Genomic DNA, 13,988 nt, shown 5'->3' with positions numbered 1-13,988 from the left:
CGGCCCTGGTGATGAGTTGTCGTGCCCGCACCCGTCACACCTGTGACGAGACACCACGAGGCGGAAGGATGACCTGATGGGTGCGGACACGCGGCTGAAGGAGCTGAGCGTGAGCGGTCTGGGCGAGGTCGACGAGCGGGCGTTCTCGGGGCTGACGGAGCGGCACCGGCGGGAGCTGCACGTGCACTGCTACCGGATGCTCGGGTCGTTCGAGGACGCCGAGGACACCGTGCAGGAGACGTTCCTGCGTGCCTGGCGGCGGCGGGAGACCTTCGAGGGGCGGTCGACGTTCCGGGCCTGGCTGTACCGGATCGCCACAAACGCCTGCCTGGACCTGCTCGCCAAGGTCCGCCCGGAACCGGCGACCGGGGGCGAGGTGCGGTGGCTGCAGCCGTACCCGGACCGGCTGCTCGACGAGCTGCCGGCGGGCGACGCGGACGAGCCGGAGACCGTGGCCGTCGCGCGGGAGACGATCGAGCTGGCGTACCTGGTCGCGGTCCAGCACCTCGCGCCGCGCCCGCGGGCCGTGCTGATCCTGCGCGACGTGCTCGGCTGGCCGGCGAAGGACGTCGCGGAACTCCTCGGTGACTCGGTCAACTCCGTCAACAGCGCGCTGCAGCGGGCCCGCGCCGGCATGCGGGAGCACCTGCCCGCCGAACGGCAGGACTGGACCGGCGGCGAGGAGGACGCCGCGACCCGCGAGCTGGTACGCCGCTTCACCGAAGCCAGCGTGGCAACCGACATCGACACGCTCGCCGGGATGCTACGCGACGACGTCCGCTGCTCGATGCCGCCGACCCCGGGCCTGTACGTCGGCCTCGACGCGGTGGTGAACAACTGGATCGAGGACGGCTTCGAGGGCATGACGGGTCTGCGCGGCATTCCCACCGCCGTGAACCGGCAGCCCGCCGTCGCCTTCTACCACTGGCGGGAGCGGGAGGGCGCGTACCTGCCGCTGACGATCGACGTCCTGCGCGTCACCGGCGGGGCGATCACCGAGGTCGTCACCTTCCACGACGACCAGTTCCCGCGGCTCGGGCTGCCGGAACGACTGCCGGTGGAGGGAACGGCATGAACAGCACGGATGACACCCGGGCCGGCGCCGGCCCGGCATCGGGCCGGACCAGCCGCACCCACCGGCTCGGCCGGCTCGCCGGCACCGGTGCCCTCGCCACGCTCGCGGCGGTGGCGGCCACCACCCTCGCCGCTGCCCTGGCCCGGGCGGTCGGCGTCGACTTCACGCTCGACAGCGGCGAGTCGATCCCGTTGGGCGGGTTCGCCGTGGTGACCGGCTTCTTCGCGGTCGTGGGTATCGTCATCGCCGGTGCTCTTCTTCTCTGGAGCGCTCGCCCCGCCGAACGATTCCTGTGGACGGCGGTGTCGCTGACCGCGATCTCGATGGTCCCGCCCGTCCTCTTCGGGGCGGACACCGCCACCACCGTCACCCTCCTCGGGCTGCACCTCGTCCCCTCGGCGGTGATGATCCCCACCCTGGCGCGGAGCCTCCGCGCCCGGACCGGTTGACGATCCGCCACGGGACCACGCGCGGCGCGTCAGCGGCCGAGGGCCACGTCGAGGTCATCGAGATGACGTGAGACGGGGCCGACGGTGAGCATGCCGCTACCGGCTCCGGCCAGCTCGTCGGCCGCCGGCGCGAGTTCGATCCGGGCGCGTTCCATCACCGTCCGGTTGTCCAAGGCGATGGCAGCCTGTGCGGTGAGGCACCACAGGGCTTCGAACAGCAGGTCGCGCGGCGGATCCGGGACCTGACGCAGCGCCGCGGCGGCGTGGGTCGGGCGGTCCCGTCCCAGTAGGACGAGTGGGCGTACCCAGGGGGTGTAGGGGCCCCAGTCGGTCTCGACGTCGAAGCGGACCGGTTCCCCGAGCGACACGCGCAGGCACAGCAGGGCCAGCGGCAGGAGGCCCCGCTCGACGCCGGGCATGCCGGCGTCGGCGAGCTGCCCCGCCCCGTTGCGGTAGGCCGCTTCCGCGGCCTGCGGCGACGGCTCGGTCGCGGCCAGTCGCAGGGCGCGGTACCACTGCGTGAACACGGCGACCAGTGGGCGGTCGTACCGCTCGGCGAGCCGGTCCGCCGCGGCAGCGTGCTTGTCGGCGGTGGCAAAGTCCGCGAGCGCGCTTCGGGCCTGCAGTCGGACCAGGTGACCGAGGATCTCGAACGTCCCCAGGCCGTGCTGGGCGGAGAGTGCGACGAGCTCGGCACCGATCTGGTCCCGCTGAGGAGCCAGGCCCGCGCGGTGAAAGGTCTGCATGAACACGCCGTTCAGAGCGAACGCCAGCAGGGCGGGGTCGCCCAGGCCGCGCGCGATCCGCTCCGCCTCCTTGGCGGCCTCGGGCCCACGCCCCGCGCGCGTACCGCGTGACTCCACTGCGATCGTGGCCAGCAACCGGGCTCGGGTGGCCTCGGACGAGTCGGGACCCAAGGCGGTCAGGGCCCGCTCGGCCGCCGTCACGATCTGCGCCGCCTGCGCCGGCTCATCCGGGCGCGTCCAGATCGCGGGCACGTCGTAGCCGCCGATCACCCGGGCGGTGAGGTCAGGATCACCCAACTGCTCGGCGGCGGCGATGGCCGCGATCCGCTGGTTCCGCGCTGCCGCAAGTCCGCTCGCCCCGGTCACGGCGAGACTTCGCAGCAGACCGACCGTCGACTCCAGTCGAGAGCCCGAGCCGGAGGCCACCGTACGGTCGTAGGCCGCTGCGGTTTCCGCCCAGACCCGTTCCGGTCCCGGCGGATCCAGGCCGTCGCTGAGCAGATCCGCTTGCCGGAGGATGTCGGTCTCCAGGCGGCGCAGTCGCGGGCTCGGATCGACGCCAAGCTGCTCCAGCAGCAGGCTGCGGGCTCGGCGCAGCACCGCGAGCGCATCGCCCTGGCGTCCCGTGCGGTACAGGGCGAGCGCCAGCAGCCGCCACGCCTCCTCCCGCCACGGATGCTCGGCAACATGCGCGTCGAGATCGGGTACGACGTCGGAGGCGCGCCCGAGTTTCAATCGCGTCTCGGCCCGCTGCTCGATCGCGTTGAGCCGGAGCTGTTCGAGGCGGGATCGCTCGACGCGCGACCACGGCTCGTCACCGACGCCGGCGAACGCCGGCCCCCGCCACCAGTTCAGGGCACGATCGAGCCTCTCAAGTGCGGCGTGAGGAGCCGCCGTGGACGCGACGGCGACCTCGTCCTCGAACCGCCAGGCGTCGACCGCGTCCGGCGCCAGCCTGAGTGCGTAACCCGGCCCCTCGGTGACAAGCAACCGTGTCGGCTCGCGCGGTGGGCGTTGTGGCTCCAGCGCGCGCCGCAACGCCGCCACGAACGTGCGTACGCTGCCCACCGCGCTGGGTGCGGGCTCCTGCCACAGGTCGTCGACGAGGCGGTTGACCGGGACGACCCGACCGCGCGCGACAACGAGTCGCGCCAGCACCGCGCGGTGTTTCGGCCCCTTCAGGTCGATCGGCGCGCCGAGGGCGTCCCAGGCGACAACCGGCCCCAGAACACCGACGCTGACCTGCACTGATCGAACCGCCCTTCCACACCTGCGCTTAACGTATCGCGCTCATCGTTTGCTCATCCGCGACCGGCAGGCTGAGGTCGTCCACCGCAACGAGAAAAGGACGATCATGACAATTGCCATTCCCGGATTCGACTACCAGCGCGTCTCGGTCGACGATGATGTGACATTGAACGTGGCGGTGGGAGGTACGGGCAGCCCGATCGTGCTGTTGCACGGCTTCCCGCAGACCCACGTCATGTGGCGGCACGTCGCCGGCGACCTGGCCGCCGATCACACCGTGATCTGTCCCGACCTGCGCGGTTACGGCGCCAGCGACAAGCCCGCCGCGCGCGACGCCGACACGTACTCCAAGCGGACAATGGCCGCCGACATCGTCACCGTCGCCAGCCGGCTCGGCCACGAGCGCTTCGCCCTGGCCGGACACGACCGCGGTGCCCTCGTCGCCATCCGCGCCGGTCTCGACCATCCCGCTACGATCACCCACCTCGCCATCCTCGACGTCCTACCGACGCTGGACATGTGGGACATCCTGCACGGGTCCTCCGCCGCTGTTGCCTTCCACCTGTACCTGATGGCTCAGCCACCCGGCCTGCCCGAGCAGATGATCAGCGCCAGCGCGGACGCCTTCTTCGGCTACTTCCTGGATCTGTGGGCGAAGAACCCCGAGGCCATTCCCGCGGAGCTGCGGGCGGAGTACCTGAAGGCCTCCCGCGAGGCGGTCCCCTCCATCGTCGCCGACTACCGCGCCTCGGCCGGCATCGACGTCGAACACGACCGGGCCGACCGTGCCTCCGGAAATCGGCTGCCCATGCCGGTGACCGTCGTCCAGCAGGACTGGGGAGCCGCACTCGGCTACGACGCCGCCGCGCTGTGGCACACCTGGGCTGCTGATCTGGACCACCGCACCACGTCGGTCGGGCACTTCATGGCCGAGGAAGCGCCGGACGAGATCATCAAGGTCCTGCGCTCCCTGCTTGCCCGGTAGCGAATCGCCTGCGCCGCGTGGACGGGCCGACCCGTATAGCGTCGGCCCGACACGGCGACCTTCGACAGACCGGGACGGGGGGACATGGAACAGGGCACCCGTGAGGTCCGGGCGGCGATCGCCCGCGCCCACCACGAGCAGTGGGCACGGCTGGTCGCCGCCCTCACCAGGCGCTTCGGCGACCTCGACATCGCCGAGGAGGCGGCGGCCGAGGCGTTCGTCACCGCCGTCGAGCGGTGGCCGGCCGACGGCGTTCCCCCCAACCCGGGGGCCTGGCTGGCCACCACCGCCAACCGCAAGGCCATCGACCGGGTACGGCGCGAGAACAAGCGCGACGACAAGCAGCGGCAAGCCCAGCTGTTGACCGTCGACCCGTCCGAGCCTCTCGGCGCCGTCGAGGACGATCGGCTCCGACTGATCTTCACCTGCTGCCACCCGGCGCTGGCGATCCAGGCCCGCGTGGCGCTGACCCTGCGCATGGTCGGCGGCCTGACCGTGCCCGAGATCGCTCGTGCCTTCCTGCTCCGGGCGACCGCCATGGAGCAGCGGATCACCCGCGCGAAAGCCAAGATCAAGGCTGCTCGCATCCCCTACCGGGTGCCGTCGGCGGAGGATCTCCCGGGACGCGTCCGCGGCGTCCTCGCCGTCCTGTTCCTCGTCTTCAACGAGGGCTATCTGGCGACCGGCCCCGACACCCCTCCCCTACGTCAGGACCTGACCACCGAGGCGATCCGGCTCACCCGCCTGCTCCGCGCCCTCCTGCCCGACGACGGTGAGGTGACCGGGCTGCTGGCGCTGATGCTGCTCACCGAGGCTCGCCGTACCGCCCGGGTCTCGGCAAGCGGCCAGCTGGTCCCCCTCGCCGAGCAGGACCGCGGGGCCTGGGACGCGACGCTGATCGCCGAGGGCCATCGGCTGGTGCGCGAGCGCCTGGCCGCCGGGGTGGCCCCGGGTCGCTACCAGATCCTGGCAGCGATCAACGCCGTGCACACCTTCGCCCGCGACGTACGCGACACCGACTGGTCGCAGATCGTCGCCCTGTACGACCAGCTCATCCGGCTCGACCCCTCGCCGGTCGTCGCCCTCAACCGGGCCATCGCGCTGGCCGAGCTCGACGGCCCCGAGGTGGCACTGGCAGCCGTCGACCGTCTCGCGGACGCGTTGGCCGACTATCACGCCTACCACGCGACCCGCGCCGAGCTGCTCCGCCGGATCGGCTGCGACCAGCTGGCACACTCGGCGTACGGCAGAGCCATCGAGCTGGCGGGCAACACCGCCGAGACCGCGTACCTGGCCCGCCGTCGCGACGAGCTGGGACAGGGCGGCACCGGCGACGGGACCCCGCGCGCCGGAAATTCTGCCGGCAGCGCGTCGGATCCGGGGCGAGTCGTTCGTGGAGAAGGCGAGAGGCGGCCGCACGGGGTCGCCGGGACAAGGGAGTCGTGACATGGCGCGGTACCTAATTTCGTTCAACGACGGCGCGATGGACCACATCCCCGACGGGGATCTGCCCGAGGTGGCCAAGGCCGCGCACGCGGTGCTCCAGGAGGCCGTGGACGCCGGGGTGTTCGTGTTCGGCGCTGGACTCCAACGCCAGCAGGCGAGCGTCGTGGCCACGGACGGGATGGTCACCGACGGGCCTTACCCGGAGACCAAGGAGGTCATCGGCGGGTTCGTGGTCGTCGACGTGGCCGCACGCGAGGAGGCGCTGATGTGGGCCGCCAAGATCGCCGGCTCGTGCCGCTGCGCGCAGGAGGTCCGGGAGCTGATGCCCGACCCGGAGGTCGACGCGGTGCTCCGCCAGGCTGGCCGGCGATGACGACATCCTGACGACGGCGCGGGTTCGGGGATCGGGCGTACGACGAAGGCCGCTCCCCGGGCCTGGCCGGATCCCCACGGCAGGTGCGGATGAGTCGGTGTCATGACCATGCTCGCTGGGTGCGGCGCCAGCGCTGCGGGGTGATGCCGTAGCGCTCGCGGAAGCGGCGGACGAGGTAGGTGGCGTCGCGCAGGCCGGTCCGGGCGGCGACGGCGTCGAGCGGCAGGTCGGTTTCGCGCAGCAGTCGCCGGACCTCGATCATGCGCCGTTCGGTGATCCATTCGAGCAGGGTGCGGCCGGTACGCCGCCGGAGCACGGTCGTGAGGTGTCCCGGGGTGTAGCCGAGCGTGCGGGCGACATCGGCGGCGGAGACCGGTTCGCGGAACGTCGCCTCGATCTCGGCGAAGGCCCGCTCGACGAGCGGGTCCGGCGTGGCCGGGGCGGTCGGTGCCAGTCGCGCGGCCGCGACCAGAATCCGGGTGAGCAGTGCGGTGACGGCCTCGTGGGCGCCGAGACGGCCCGGGTCGACGAGTTCCTCGGCCAGGTCCGCCAGCCACGCCGACCAGTTCGCCTGGTCGGGCTCGGCGACCCGGCCGTGCCCGGTGCTGGCGGCGAACAGGGCGAGGAGGGGATGGTGCGCCCAGGCCAGCGGGGAGACCGCGGACAGGGCGGGGACGGCGTCCGGTGTGAACGCGACCGACCAGGCGCGGCCGCGGGCGAGTTCGGCCGCGCCGGCTACGCCGATGACCTGCCCGGGCGACACGGCGTGGACCTCGCCGGCGCACAGCGCCCGTTCGGCGCCGTCGACGGTGAACGAGCCCATCCCCTCCTCGACGTAGACCAGGACGAGGAAGTCGTGGGCGTGCCGATGCTCCGGCGGGAGGTCGGGGTGGTCGGCTTCGGCGTCGAAGCGGGTCACCGAGACGGCAGGCGATCCGGGGCGCTCCCGGTAACGGTAGACCGGTGTCCCGTCGGGCCGGACGGTACGCAGCCTCGACGGCACTCCCGGCAGGTCACTGCCCGAAGAATGTGCCATGGTCCCCACATTAAATCCTGCGTTGAATCCGCAGAATATCCAAGACTAGGAGGTGCGAGACCGGTCCGTCCGGGTCACCGGTGCAAGACCCGCCACCACGCCCACAGGAGCATCCATGGCAGCGTCGACCCCGGTACGCATCCTCGACCAGCGCACTCCGGAGGATCGGGACCGCCCGTTCCTGCCGGGGGCGGGAAAGCGCTGGCTGCTCCCGTTCTACGACGCCTTCACCCGGGTGGCCGGTGTCCGCGCGCTGCACGAACGTGCGGTCGGGCTCGCCGGCATCGAGCCCGGCCAGACGGTTGTCGACGTCGGTTGTGGCACGGGAAACCTGTCGTTCGCCGTGCTCGCAGCCCAGCCGAGCGCGCGGGTGACCGGGCTGGACCCCGACCGGGACGCCCTGCGCAGGGCAGCGCGCAAGGCGCGCCGCCGCAACGTCCCGCTCACCCTCGTGCAGGGGTACGCCGACCGGATCCCCGCCGAGGACGCCGCGCTCGACCATGTGGTCTCGTCGCTGGCCCTGCACCACGTCGACGACGACGGTCGGACGGCGTTCGCACGCGACGCGCTGCGCGCTCTGCGGCCGGGAGGCCGGGTCACGATCGTCGACTTCGGCGGCCCGGCATCCACCGCCGAGCAGGCCGGACATCCCACCCACCGCCATGGCCACAGTGCCCTCCAGGCACTGCGGCACCTGACGCGACTCATGCGCTCCCGGGTGGCGCACAACCCGGTGGTGGCCCGCAACCACGGCAACGGCATCGTCACGCTCCTGACCGACGCCGGGTTCGGCGACGCCCGGGAGGTCGCGCACACCGACCACAGGTTCGGCCGGGTCACCTTCGTGCAGGCGACCCGCCCCTAGTTCTGCGGTGCCGTCCTACCGGGAGCCGTCGGAGGTGCCGCTGCCAGAATCCGGCCGGGCCGGCGGATCGGTCGAACCGTCGGTCAGGGCGGCGCCGAGCGGTGTACGCCAGTAGAGCACCTCCCGCCCCGACCGCCGCTTCGTCGCCACCCCCGCGTCGAGGAGCACCCGGAGGTGGTCGCCGACCGACCCCAGGGACAGCCCGGTGAGCGCGGCCAGGTGCGACGTGCTCAGCGGGCTGCCCAGCCGACGGAGGATGGCCGCCCGGTTCGGGCCGATCAGCCGGTCGAGCCCGTCCGGCGCCGGCACGGGGGCGTCGGCGAGGATGCCGCGGGCCGGATAGACCATGCCGAAGCGCGTGGGTCTGGCCCACAACACCCAGCCACGCACACAATGCGCCGGGACGAACACCAGTTGCTCCGCCCCGTCGAGCGGACGCGGCGGGGCGGGGAAGTCGTCGACCTGGAGGCGACCGTCACCGAGCCACTGCATGGTGCCCGCCAGATCCGGGAAGACGCCCGACCAGCCCTCGGCGCTGAGCCGGGAGGTGCGTGCCACGACATCGGCGCGTAGCCGCTGCTCCCGCGCCGGCCACTCGGGCCGGACGGTGTGCGTCCACACCCAGTCGAGCAGGTACGCCACCTCCTGTGCCAGCCCGTCGGAGGACAACACGTCCTCGAGCGGTCCCGGCTTGGTCGCCCGCAGGTCGGCGCGGATCTGCTCGTCGGTGCACGCGGCGACGACCGCCAGCTCCTCGGGGAACGTCGGGGCGGCCGACGCGGGGGCCAGGGTGAGGAAGTCGGCGATCCACCGGCGCCCGAACGCGGCGGCCAACAGCGCCCGCACGACCGGGCGCCGCGCGAGCATCGCGCGGTACGCGTCGCCGTGCGCCTGCCGCCAGGCGTGCTGCCACGGGCTGCTCGGCCTGCGTAGCGCCTTCAGCGCGGCGACCGTCTCGGTCATCGGCGAGATCGTGAAGCGACTGCGGGCGAGCAGATCCACCGGCACCTGCCAGACGGACATGTTTCGCCTCCAGCCGTAACTCTACGCGCCCGAGCCGCGGGATCTGAGGATCGTGGGGTGCGAACGTACTCCGATCTGTTCAACGTCCGCGAGTTCCGCAACCTCTTCCTGGCCAACTGCGCGGGCATCGCCGCGCACACCAGCTCAGCGTTGGCCCTCGGCTCGCTGACGTACGCCGTGACCGGTTCGGCGGTGCTGACCGCGCTGAGCATGTTCGGGGCACCGCTGGCCGGCGTGCTCGGCAGCCTGACCCTGCTCTCCGCCGCGGACAGCCTGCCGCCGCGCCGGGCGTTGACCCTCGCCGCGCTTGTCGCGCTGGCCGGCACGGCGGTCCAGGTGGTCCCGGGGCTGCCGATCGGAGTCCGGTTCGCCGTCATCCTGCTCGTCGCGTACGTCGGGTCGATCACCGGCGGCGCGCGCTGGGCGCTGCTCAACGACATCCTGCCCGCCGGCGCGTACGTGCTGGCCCGGTCGACGATGAACGCCAGCGTCGGCGTGATGCAGATCGCCGGCTTCGGAGCGGGTGGGCTGCTGCTGGTCTGGCTCACTCCGTACCAGGTGTTTCTGGTCGCGACCGTGCTGCGGGCGCTGGTGGTGGCGATGACCTGGTTCGGCCTGCGGGAGCGGCCCGCCCGCACCGGCGCGCGGGCCTCGGCGGCCCGGACCCTACGAGTCAACCGGGAGCTGTGGGCGGACCGCGGACGCCGTGCGCTCTTCCTCAACCTGTGGCTGCCCAACGGGCTGGTCGTCGGCTGCGAGGCGCTGTTCCTGCCGTACGCGGGCGACCGGGCCGGTTTCCTCTTCGCCGCCGGCGCGCTCGGCATGCTCGTCGGCGACGTGGTGGTGGGGCGGTTCCTGTCGCCGGCCGCGCGCCGACGGTGCGTCCTTCCGCTGCGGCTCCTGCTCCCCCTGCCGTACCTCGCCTTCCTGCTGCGCCCGGACCTTCCGCTGGCGATGGTGCTCGCGCTGGTCGCGTCAGTCGGCTTCGCGGTCGCACTGCCGTTGCAGGAGTGGCTCATCGACCGTTCCCCGCCCGAAGCGCACGGTCAGGCGCTCGGTCTGCACCAGAACGGGATGCTGACCGGGCAGGCGGTCTTCGCGGCGCTGGCCGGAGGGATCGCCGACGTGCTGCCGACGCACCGGGCGGTGGCGCTGATGGCCGGCCTGTCACTGGTTACGACACTGCTGCTCACCCGAGGCCTACGGTACGCCCGACCGACGCCGGACGTCCTCCCGCACCACGCCGCCCGGTCGCCGGCCGGTAGGGCCGGATAACCGGAGGTGTCCCCGGGAAGCGTCGGCTAGCGTCCCCGCTCATGGGGAGCTTCCACCTACGCACCGAACGCCTCGAGCTGCGCCCGGTGCGGGACGAGGACGTCGACCGGATCCTGGAGTACCGCAACCTGCCGGAAGTCACCCGCTGGCTGCTGCGTACCGAGGTCGAGCCGGCGTCCTTCCGGGCGGCCTGGCGGCGCGCGGCGGAGGACCCCGACGACCACAGCGTGGCGGTGGTCCTCGACGGCGTGGTGATCGGGACCGTCTCGCTCGATGTGGTCGACGGGATGGGCCAGCCCGGCATGCCGCCGCGGACGGAGGCCCACCTCGGCTACGTCTTCGACCCGGCGTACGGCGGCAAGGGCTACGCGACGGAGGCGGTCACCGCGATGGTGGCGTACGCGGTCGACCGGCTGGGCATCCGGCGGATCGTCGCCGGCTGCTTCGCCGACAACCGCGCCTCGGTGCGGCTTCTCGAGAAGATCGGCATGCGCCGTGAGCAGCACGGCGTCGGCGACTCCTGGCACGCCGAACTGGGCTGGGTCGACGGCTACACGTACGCCCTGCTCGCCGAGACGTGGCGCCGCGAAGCCATACCGACGATGCCAGTGGCTGCCCGGCCGAGCCAAGATCGGGCGCAGGCTAGATTGAGCCGCATGCGCACCGTCGCGAGCGCCCGCCTCCTGCTGCGCCCCTGGCGTGCCGACGACGCCGATTTCCTTCTGGATCTCGAGTCACGCTGGGAGGTCGTACGATTCCTGGGCGCGCGGCCGAGGACCATGAACAACCGCGAGGACGCCCTCGCCTCGATCGCACGCCGATGCGCCATCGACGATCCGATCCACGGAATCTGGGCCATCACCACAGCGGCAGACGGCCGGCTGGTGGGAAACCTCCTGCTCAAGCCGATTCCCCTGTCGGCCGGGGAACCGACCGGCGGGCCGGCCGAGGTCGAGATCGGCTGGCACCTGCACCCGGACGCCTGGGGGCACGGCTACGCCACCGAAGCAGCGGCGGCGGTCCTGGACGACGCGTTCAGCCGAGGTCTGCCGAGGGTCATCGCGGTCACGAGTCCGGACAACCATGCCTCCCAGGCCGTCTGCCGGCGGCTCGGCATGACGCACCTCGGCCGGACCACGAGGTACTACGACACGACGAACGAACTCTTCGCGAAGCTGACCAGCTGATCGGCAAATGCCGCCAGCCACCGAGTCCGCAGCGGGGGTAGGGGCTGCGAGGTGCGATGAACCAAGCGACCGCGACCCGCGGGACAACAGCACGCTGACCGGCAGGTCACGGCGCGCCGCCCACTCGATGACGGGAGGGACCGCCGGCCCTGACGGCTCCGAACCTGGTGGCGTGAACACCGGACCAGGCGGGAGGATGCGTCCATGGCCCACGATCCGTTGCTCGCTCGGGCTCGGGAAGTCTGGCTCGAGCTGGCTGGCGTTGCGATGGCCTTCCCCGCCGGCGGCGGCGTTGATGTGGCGGCCTCAACCAGATCGCTACTCTGTCCACCAGGCTGGGTCGGGATCGTCGCGCTGAACGACGCCGCCATCGTCACGGCACCGACGGACACGCAGGCCAGGATCGTGCGCGAAGCGCTGCACGGACTACCCGTCGAGGCTTTGACCGACTCTGACCGGCTGCGCGCCGTCCTGCCGGTCTCCGAGGTGCTGGGTCCGGCGAACCTGGCCTACCTCGATGGTTGCGACTTCCAGCCGACCGGGCTCGCATCTGTGGATGTGCTCCCTGGAGAACATGCCGATCTCGCGACGCTCCTGGCCTCTGTCCCAGCGAAGGACGCCGACGAATGCGGGTTGGCGGACATCACCTCCCACGCGTTCGTGTTGCGGCGCGGGAATCACGTCGTCGCGGCGGCTGGTTATCGACGCTGGCCGGGGGATGCGGCCCACATGTGCGTACTTACCACGCCAAACCAACGTGGGCGCGGGCTGGCGCGTGCCGTTGCGTCGGCGGCAGTCGCCGACAGCTTGGTGAACCATCTTCTGCCGCAGTGGCGGGCTCGACCTGAGCCGTCGCGCCGAGTGGCGCGGGCGCTGGGATTTCGTCAGCTCGGCGCTCAGCTGAGCCTGCGGATCGGAGCCTGAGCCAAGCCCTCGGCTCGCCCAGCTGAGCCCGGCCCGTACGGTGCGTGGCCCCCGTCGGCGAGCAGTGACCTGCGATTGAAGGTCTCGCGACGCCGCGAGCTGAAATGACGTCGCAAAGCCTCAACCGAGAGTTCAACGATACGATTCATGGACATGGCACAGCGCACGCGCACCGTCTCCGGAGACTTCGACCTGACGATGGACGAGTTGCGCGTCGTGGCCCGCTACGTGGTCCGGCACGCGGAGGACGTCCTGCCGGTCTTCGAGCGGGCCGTTCCCGATGATCCGCGCCCCCGCGCGGCCATCGACGCCGCCTGGGTGTTCATCAACGGCGCCAGTAGGACCCGACTGCAGCGCGTCGTCTCCCTCGATGCCCATCGAGCCGCCCGGTCCGCCCCCTCCGAGGCCGCACGGCTGGCCGCCCGATCCGCCGGCGACGCCGCGTCGGCCGCATACCTGCATCCCATTGCCAGGGCCAGCCAGGTCGGCCACATCCTGCGGGCACCCGCATGCGCTGCGCGCATCGCCGAGATCGAGGCGGGCGGTGACCCCGCGGTCGGGGACGCCATCGTGGAACGGTCGCTGCAGCGCGCGACTCCGGAACTCGTCGACGTTCTACGCCGCTACCCGCTCGCCGCAAGCGGCGGCAATCGTGTCGCCCAGCTGATGAGCACGCTGGACCGTGCCCTGCGACAGGCGGCTGACCGGCGGAAGTTCATCTCATGATCCTCCCGAAGGTCCGGGACCCTCGCTTCGTCACGATCCGCCGCGGGGGGACTCTCACCGACGCCGACCACCGTCTCCTTGCGCTATGGGCTGCCTCGTGTGCCGAGCACGTCCTTGACCTCTTCGAGTCGGCCAGGCCCGGGGACCTACGACCACGTCACGCGATCGAGCATGCCCGGGCCTGGGTCCGTGGCGAGGTCAAGATGATGCAGGCTCGCGCCGCGGGCGGTCATGCGATGGGAGCGGCCCGAGACCTGCGTGGTGCAGCACGCTACGCCGCGTACGCCGCCGGCCAGGCCGCGGTCGTCGCCCACGTCGCCGCACACGAGCTCGGCGCCGCCGCCTACGCGATCAAGGCGGCACGGGCGGCGGCACCGGAAGGTCTGAGCGAGGCCGCAGGGCGAATCGAGTGCCAGTGGCAGCGCGATCAGCTCCCGGCGGCGATCCGCGAGCTCGTACTTGATGACCAGAGGCTGCGCAACGACATCTGCTGGTCGGTGTTTCACTGCTGACACTGAGCCGTCGAGTTCCGCTCTGCGAAGCAAGCCCATACCTGAGTAAGGGCCCTGGACCTGCCCGATGGTTCCCCGCTGATGGTATTGACCGGTCGTCGGCGCGTCCCGAAGCGAC

At 71.9% G+C, this 13,988-nt stretch carries 14 protein-coding genes and 1 pseudogene; 12 read left to right on the top strand and 3 right to left on the bottom strand.

Translation table 11 applies throughout. The annotated features are described in order from the left end of the window. Window positions 1-76: 76 nt before the first annotated feature. A complete protein-coding gene (locus tag ABTW87_RS06720; protein ID WP_350649219.1) occupies window positions 77-1,075 on the top strand; it encodes an RNA polymerase subunit sigma-70 in 999 nt (332 codons plus the stop codon). After that, entirely contained in the window at window positions 1,072-1,524 is a 453-nt protein-coding gene (locus ABTW87_RS06715; RefSeq protein WP_350649217.1) for a DUF6069 family protein, read from the top strand. Before ABTW87_RS06720 ends, ABTW87_RS06715 begins: the two co-directional genes overlap by 4 nt. A gap of 29 nt (window positions 1,525-1,553) precedes the next feature. On the opposite strand, the gene ABTW87_RS06710 is transcribed toward ABTW87_RS06715, so the two are convergent. Further along, a complete protein-coding gene (locus tag ABTW87_RS06710) occupies window positions 1,554-3,518 on the bottom strand; it encodes an AfsR/SARP family transcriptional regulator (protein ID WP_350649215.1) in 1,965 nt (654 codons plus the stop codon). A 106-nt stretch (window positions 3,519-3,624) separates the two neighbouring features. Here ABTW87_RS06710 and ABTW87_RS06705 point away from each other — a divergent pair, with 106 nt between their 5' ends. The 3 genes from ABTW87_RS06705 to ABTW87_RS06695 all read left to right on the top strand — a co-directional run bounded on the left by ABTW87_RS06705 (window position 3,625) and on the right by ABTW87_RS06695 (window position 6,322). Beyond that, window positions 3,625-4,503, top strand: a complete 879-nt coding sequence (locus ABTW87_RS06705) for an alpha/beta fold hydrolase (RefSeq protein WP_350649213.1) — start codon at window positions 3,625-3,627, stop codon at window positions 4,501-4,503. A gap of 84 nt (window positions 4,504-4,587) precedes the next feature. Next, complete coding sequence (locus ABTW87_RS06700; RefSeq protein WP_350649212.1) at window positions 4,588-5,949, top strand: RNA polymerase sigma factor; 1,362 nt, start codon at window positions 4,588-4,590, stop codon at window positions 5,947-5,949. Between the two features lies 1 nt (window position 5,950). Further along, window positions 5,951-6,322, top strand: a complete 372-nt coding sequence (locus ABTW87_RS06695) for a YciI family protein (RefSeq protein ID WP_350649210.1) — start codon at window positions 5,951-5,953, stop codon at window positions 6,320-6,322. A 100-nt stretch (window positions 6,323-6,422) separates the two neighbouring features. Here the strand turns inward: ABTW87_RS06695 and ABTW87_RS06690 are convergent, their stop codons facing one another. Next, window positions 6,423-7,358, bottom strand: a complete 936-nt coding sequence (locus ABTW87_RS06690) for a helix-turn-helix domain-containing protein (protein ID WP_350649208.1) — start codon at window positions 7,356-7,358, stop codon at window positions 6,423-6,425. A gap of 115 nt (window positions 7,359-7,473) precedes the next feature. On the opposite strand from ABTW87_RS06690, the gene ABTW87_RS06685 reads away from it, so the two are divergent. Continuing rightward, the gene (locus tag ABTW87_RS06685) at window positions 7,474-8,223 is read left to right on the top strand and encodes a class I SAM-dependent methyltransferase (RefSeq protein ID WP_350649206.1); all 750 of its coding nucleotides are present in this window, start codon (window positions 7,474-7,476) and stop codon (window positions 8,221-8,223) included. A 15-nt stretch (window positions 8,224-8,238) separates the two neighbouring features. Here ABTW87_RS06685 and ABTW87_RS06680 read toward each other — a convergent pair whose 3' ends face one another. Next, window positions 8,239-9,246, bottom strand: a complete 1,008-nt coding sequence (locus ABTW87_RS06680; RefSeq protein ID WP_350649204.1) for an ArsR/SmtB family transcription factor — start codon at window positions 9,244-9,246, stop codon at window positions 8,239-8,241. Window positions 9,247-9,303: 57 nt separating this feature from the next. Between ABTW87_RS06680 and ABTW87_RS06675 the strand changes: the two genes are divergently transcribed. The 6 genes and pseudogenes from ABTW87_RS06675 (at window position 9,304) to ABTW87_RS06650 (ending at window position 13,870) form a co-directional block, all read left to right on the top strand. After that, on the top strand, window positions 9,304-10,521 hold the full coding sequence (locus ABTW87_RS06675; RefSeq protein ID WP_350649202.1) for an MFS transporter: 1,218 nt from the start codon (window positions 9,304-9,306) through the stop codon (window positions 10,519-10,521). A gap of 41 nt (window positions 10,522-10,562) precedes the next feature. Continuing rightward, window positions 10,563-11,111, top strand: a pseudogene (locus tag ABTW87_RS06670) (GNAT family N-acetyltransferase); the annotation flags it as partial. A gap of 66 nt (window positions 11,112-11,177) precedes the next feature. Further along, window positions 11,178-11,708 (top strand): GNAT family N-acetyltransferase, encoded by a 531-nt coding sequence (locus ABTW87_RS06665; RefSeq protein ID WP_350649461.1) that lies wholly within the window; start codon window positions 11,178-11,180, stop codon window positions 11,706-11,708. Between the two features lie 204 nt (window positions 11,709-11,912). Further along, the gene (locus tag ABTW87_RS06660; protein ID WP_350649201.1) at window positions 11,913-12,632 is read left to right on the top strand and encodes a GNAT family N-acetyltransferase; all 720 of its coding nucleotides are present in this window, start codon (window positions 11,913-11,915) and stop codon (window positions 12,630-12,632) included. Window positions 12,633-12,785: 153 nt separating this feature from the next. Next, on the top strand, window positions 12,786-13,358 hold the full coding sequence (locus ABTW87_RS06655; RefSeq protein ID WP_350649200.1) for a putative immunity protein: 573 nt from the start codon (window positions 12,786-12,788) through the stop codon (window positions 13,356-13,358). Beyond that, the gene (locus ABTW87_RS06650) at window positions 13,355-13,870 is read left to right on the top strand and encodes a putative immunity protein (protein ID WP_350649199.1); all 516 of its coding nucleotides are present in this window, start codon (window positions 13,355-13,357) and stop codon (window positions 13,868-13,870) included. The genes ABTW87_RS06655 and ABTW87_RS06650 overlap by 4 nt, the downstream gene beginning before the upstream one ends. Window positions 13,871-13,988 lie beyond the last annotated feature (118 nt).

Origin of the sequence: Micromonospora sp. NPDC126480, assembly GCF_040302465.1 — a bacterium.
GTDB lineage: Bacteria > Actinomycetota > Actinomycetes > Mycobacteriales > Micromonosporaceae > Micromonospora.
This window is presented reverse-complemented; position numbering and strand designations above follow the sequence as displayed.

Coding starts and splice junctions, on each gene's coding strand:
- ABTW87_RS06705 (WP_350649213.1), top strand. CDS start 3,625: ATGACAATTGCCATTCCCGGATTCGACTACCAGCGCGTCTCGGTCGAC.
- ABTW87_RS06690 (WP_350649208.1), bottom strand. CDS start 7,358: ATGGCACATTCTTCGGGCAGTGACCTGCCGGGAGTGCCGTCGAGGCTG.
- ABTW87_RS06680 (WP_350649204.1), bottom strand. CDS start 9,246: ATGTCCGTCTGGCAGGTGCCGGTGGATCTGCTCGCCCGCAGTCGCTTC.
- ABTW87_RS06660 (WP_350649201.1), top strand. CDS start 11,913: ATGGCCCACGATCCGTTGCTCGCTCGGGCTCGGGAAGTCTGGCTCGAG.
- ABTW87_RS06720 (WP_350649219.1), top strand. CDS start 77: ATGGGTGCGGACACGCGGCTGAAGGAGCTGAGCGTGAGCGGTCTGGGC.
- ABTW87_RS06650 (WP_350649199.1), top strand. CDS start 13,355: ATGATCCTCCCGAAGGTCCGGGACCCTCGCTTCGTCACGATCCGCCGC.
- ABTW87_RS06715 (WP_350649217.1), top strand. CDS start 1,072: ATGAACAGCACGGATGACACCCGGGCCGGCGCCGGCCCGGCATCGGGC.
- ABTW87_RS06695 (WP_350649210.1), top strand. CDS start 5,951: ATGGCGCGGTACCTAATTTCGTTCAACGACGGCGCGATGGACCACATC.
- ABTW87_RS06685 (WP_350649206.1), top strand. CDS start 7,474: ATGGCAGCGTCGACCCCGGTACGCATCCTCGACCAGCGCACTCCGGAG.
- ABTW87_RS06665 (WP_350649461.1), top strand. CDS start 11,178: ATGCGCACCGTCGCGAGCGCCCGCCTCCTGCTGCGCCCCTGGCGTGCC.
- ABTW87_RS06655 (WP_350649200.1), top strand. CDS start 12,786: ATGGCACAGCGCACGCGCACCGTCTCCGGAGACTTCGACCTGACGATG.
- ABTW87_RS06700 (WP_350649212.1), top strand. CDS start 4,588: ATGGAACAGGGCACCCGTGAGGTCCGGGCGGCGATCGCCCGCGCCCAC.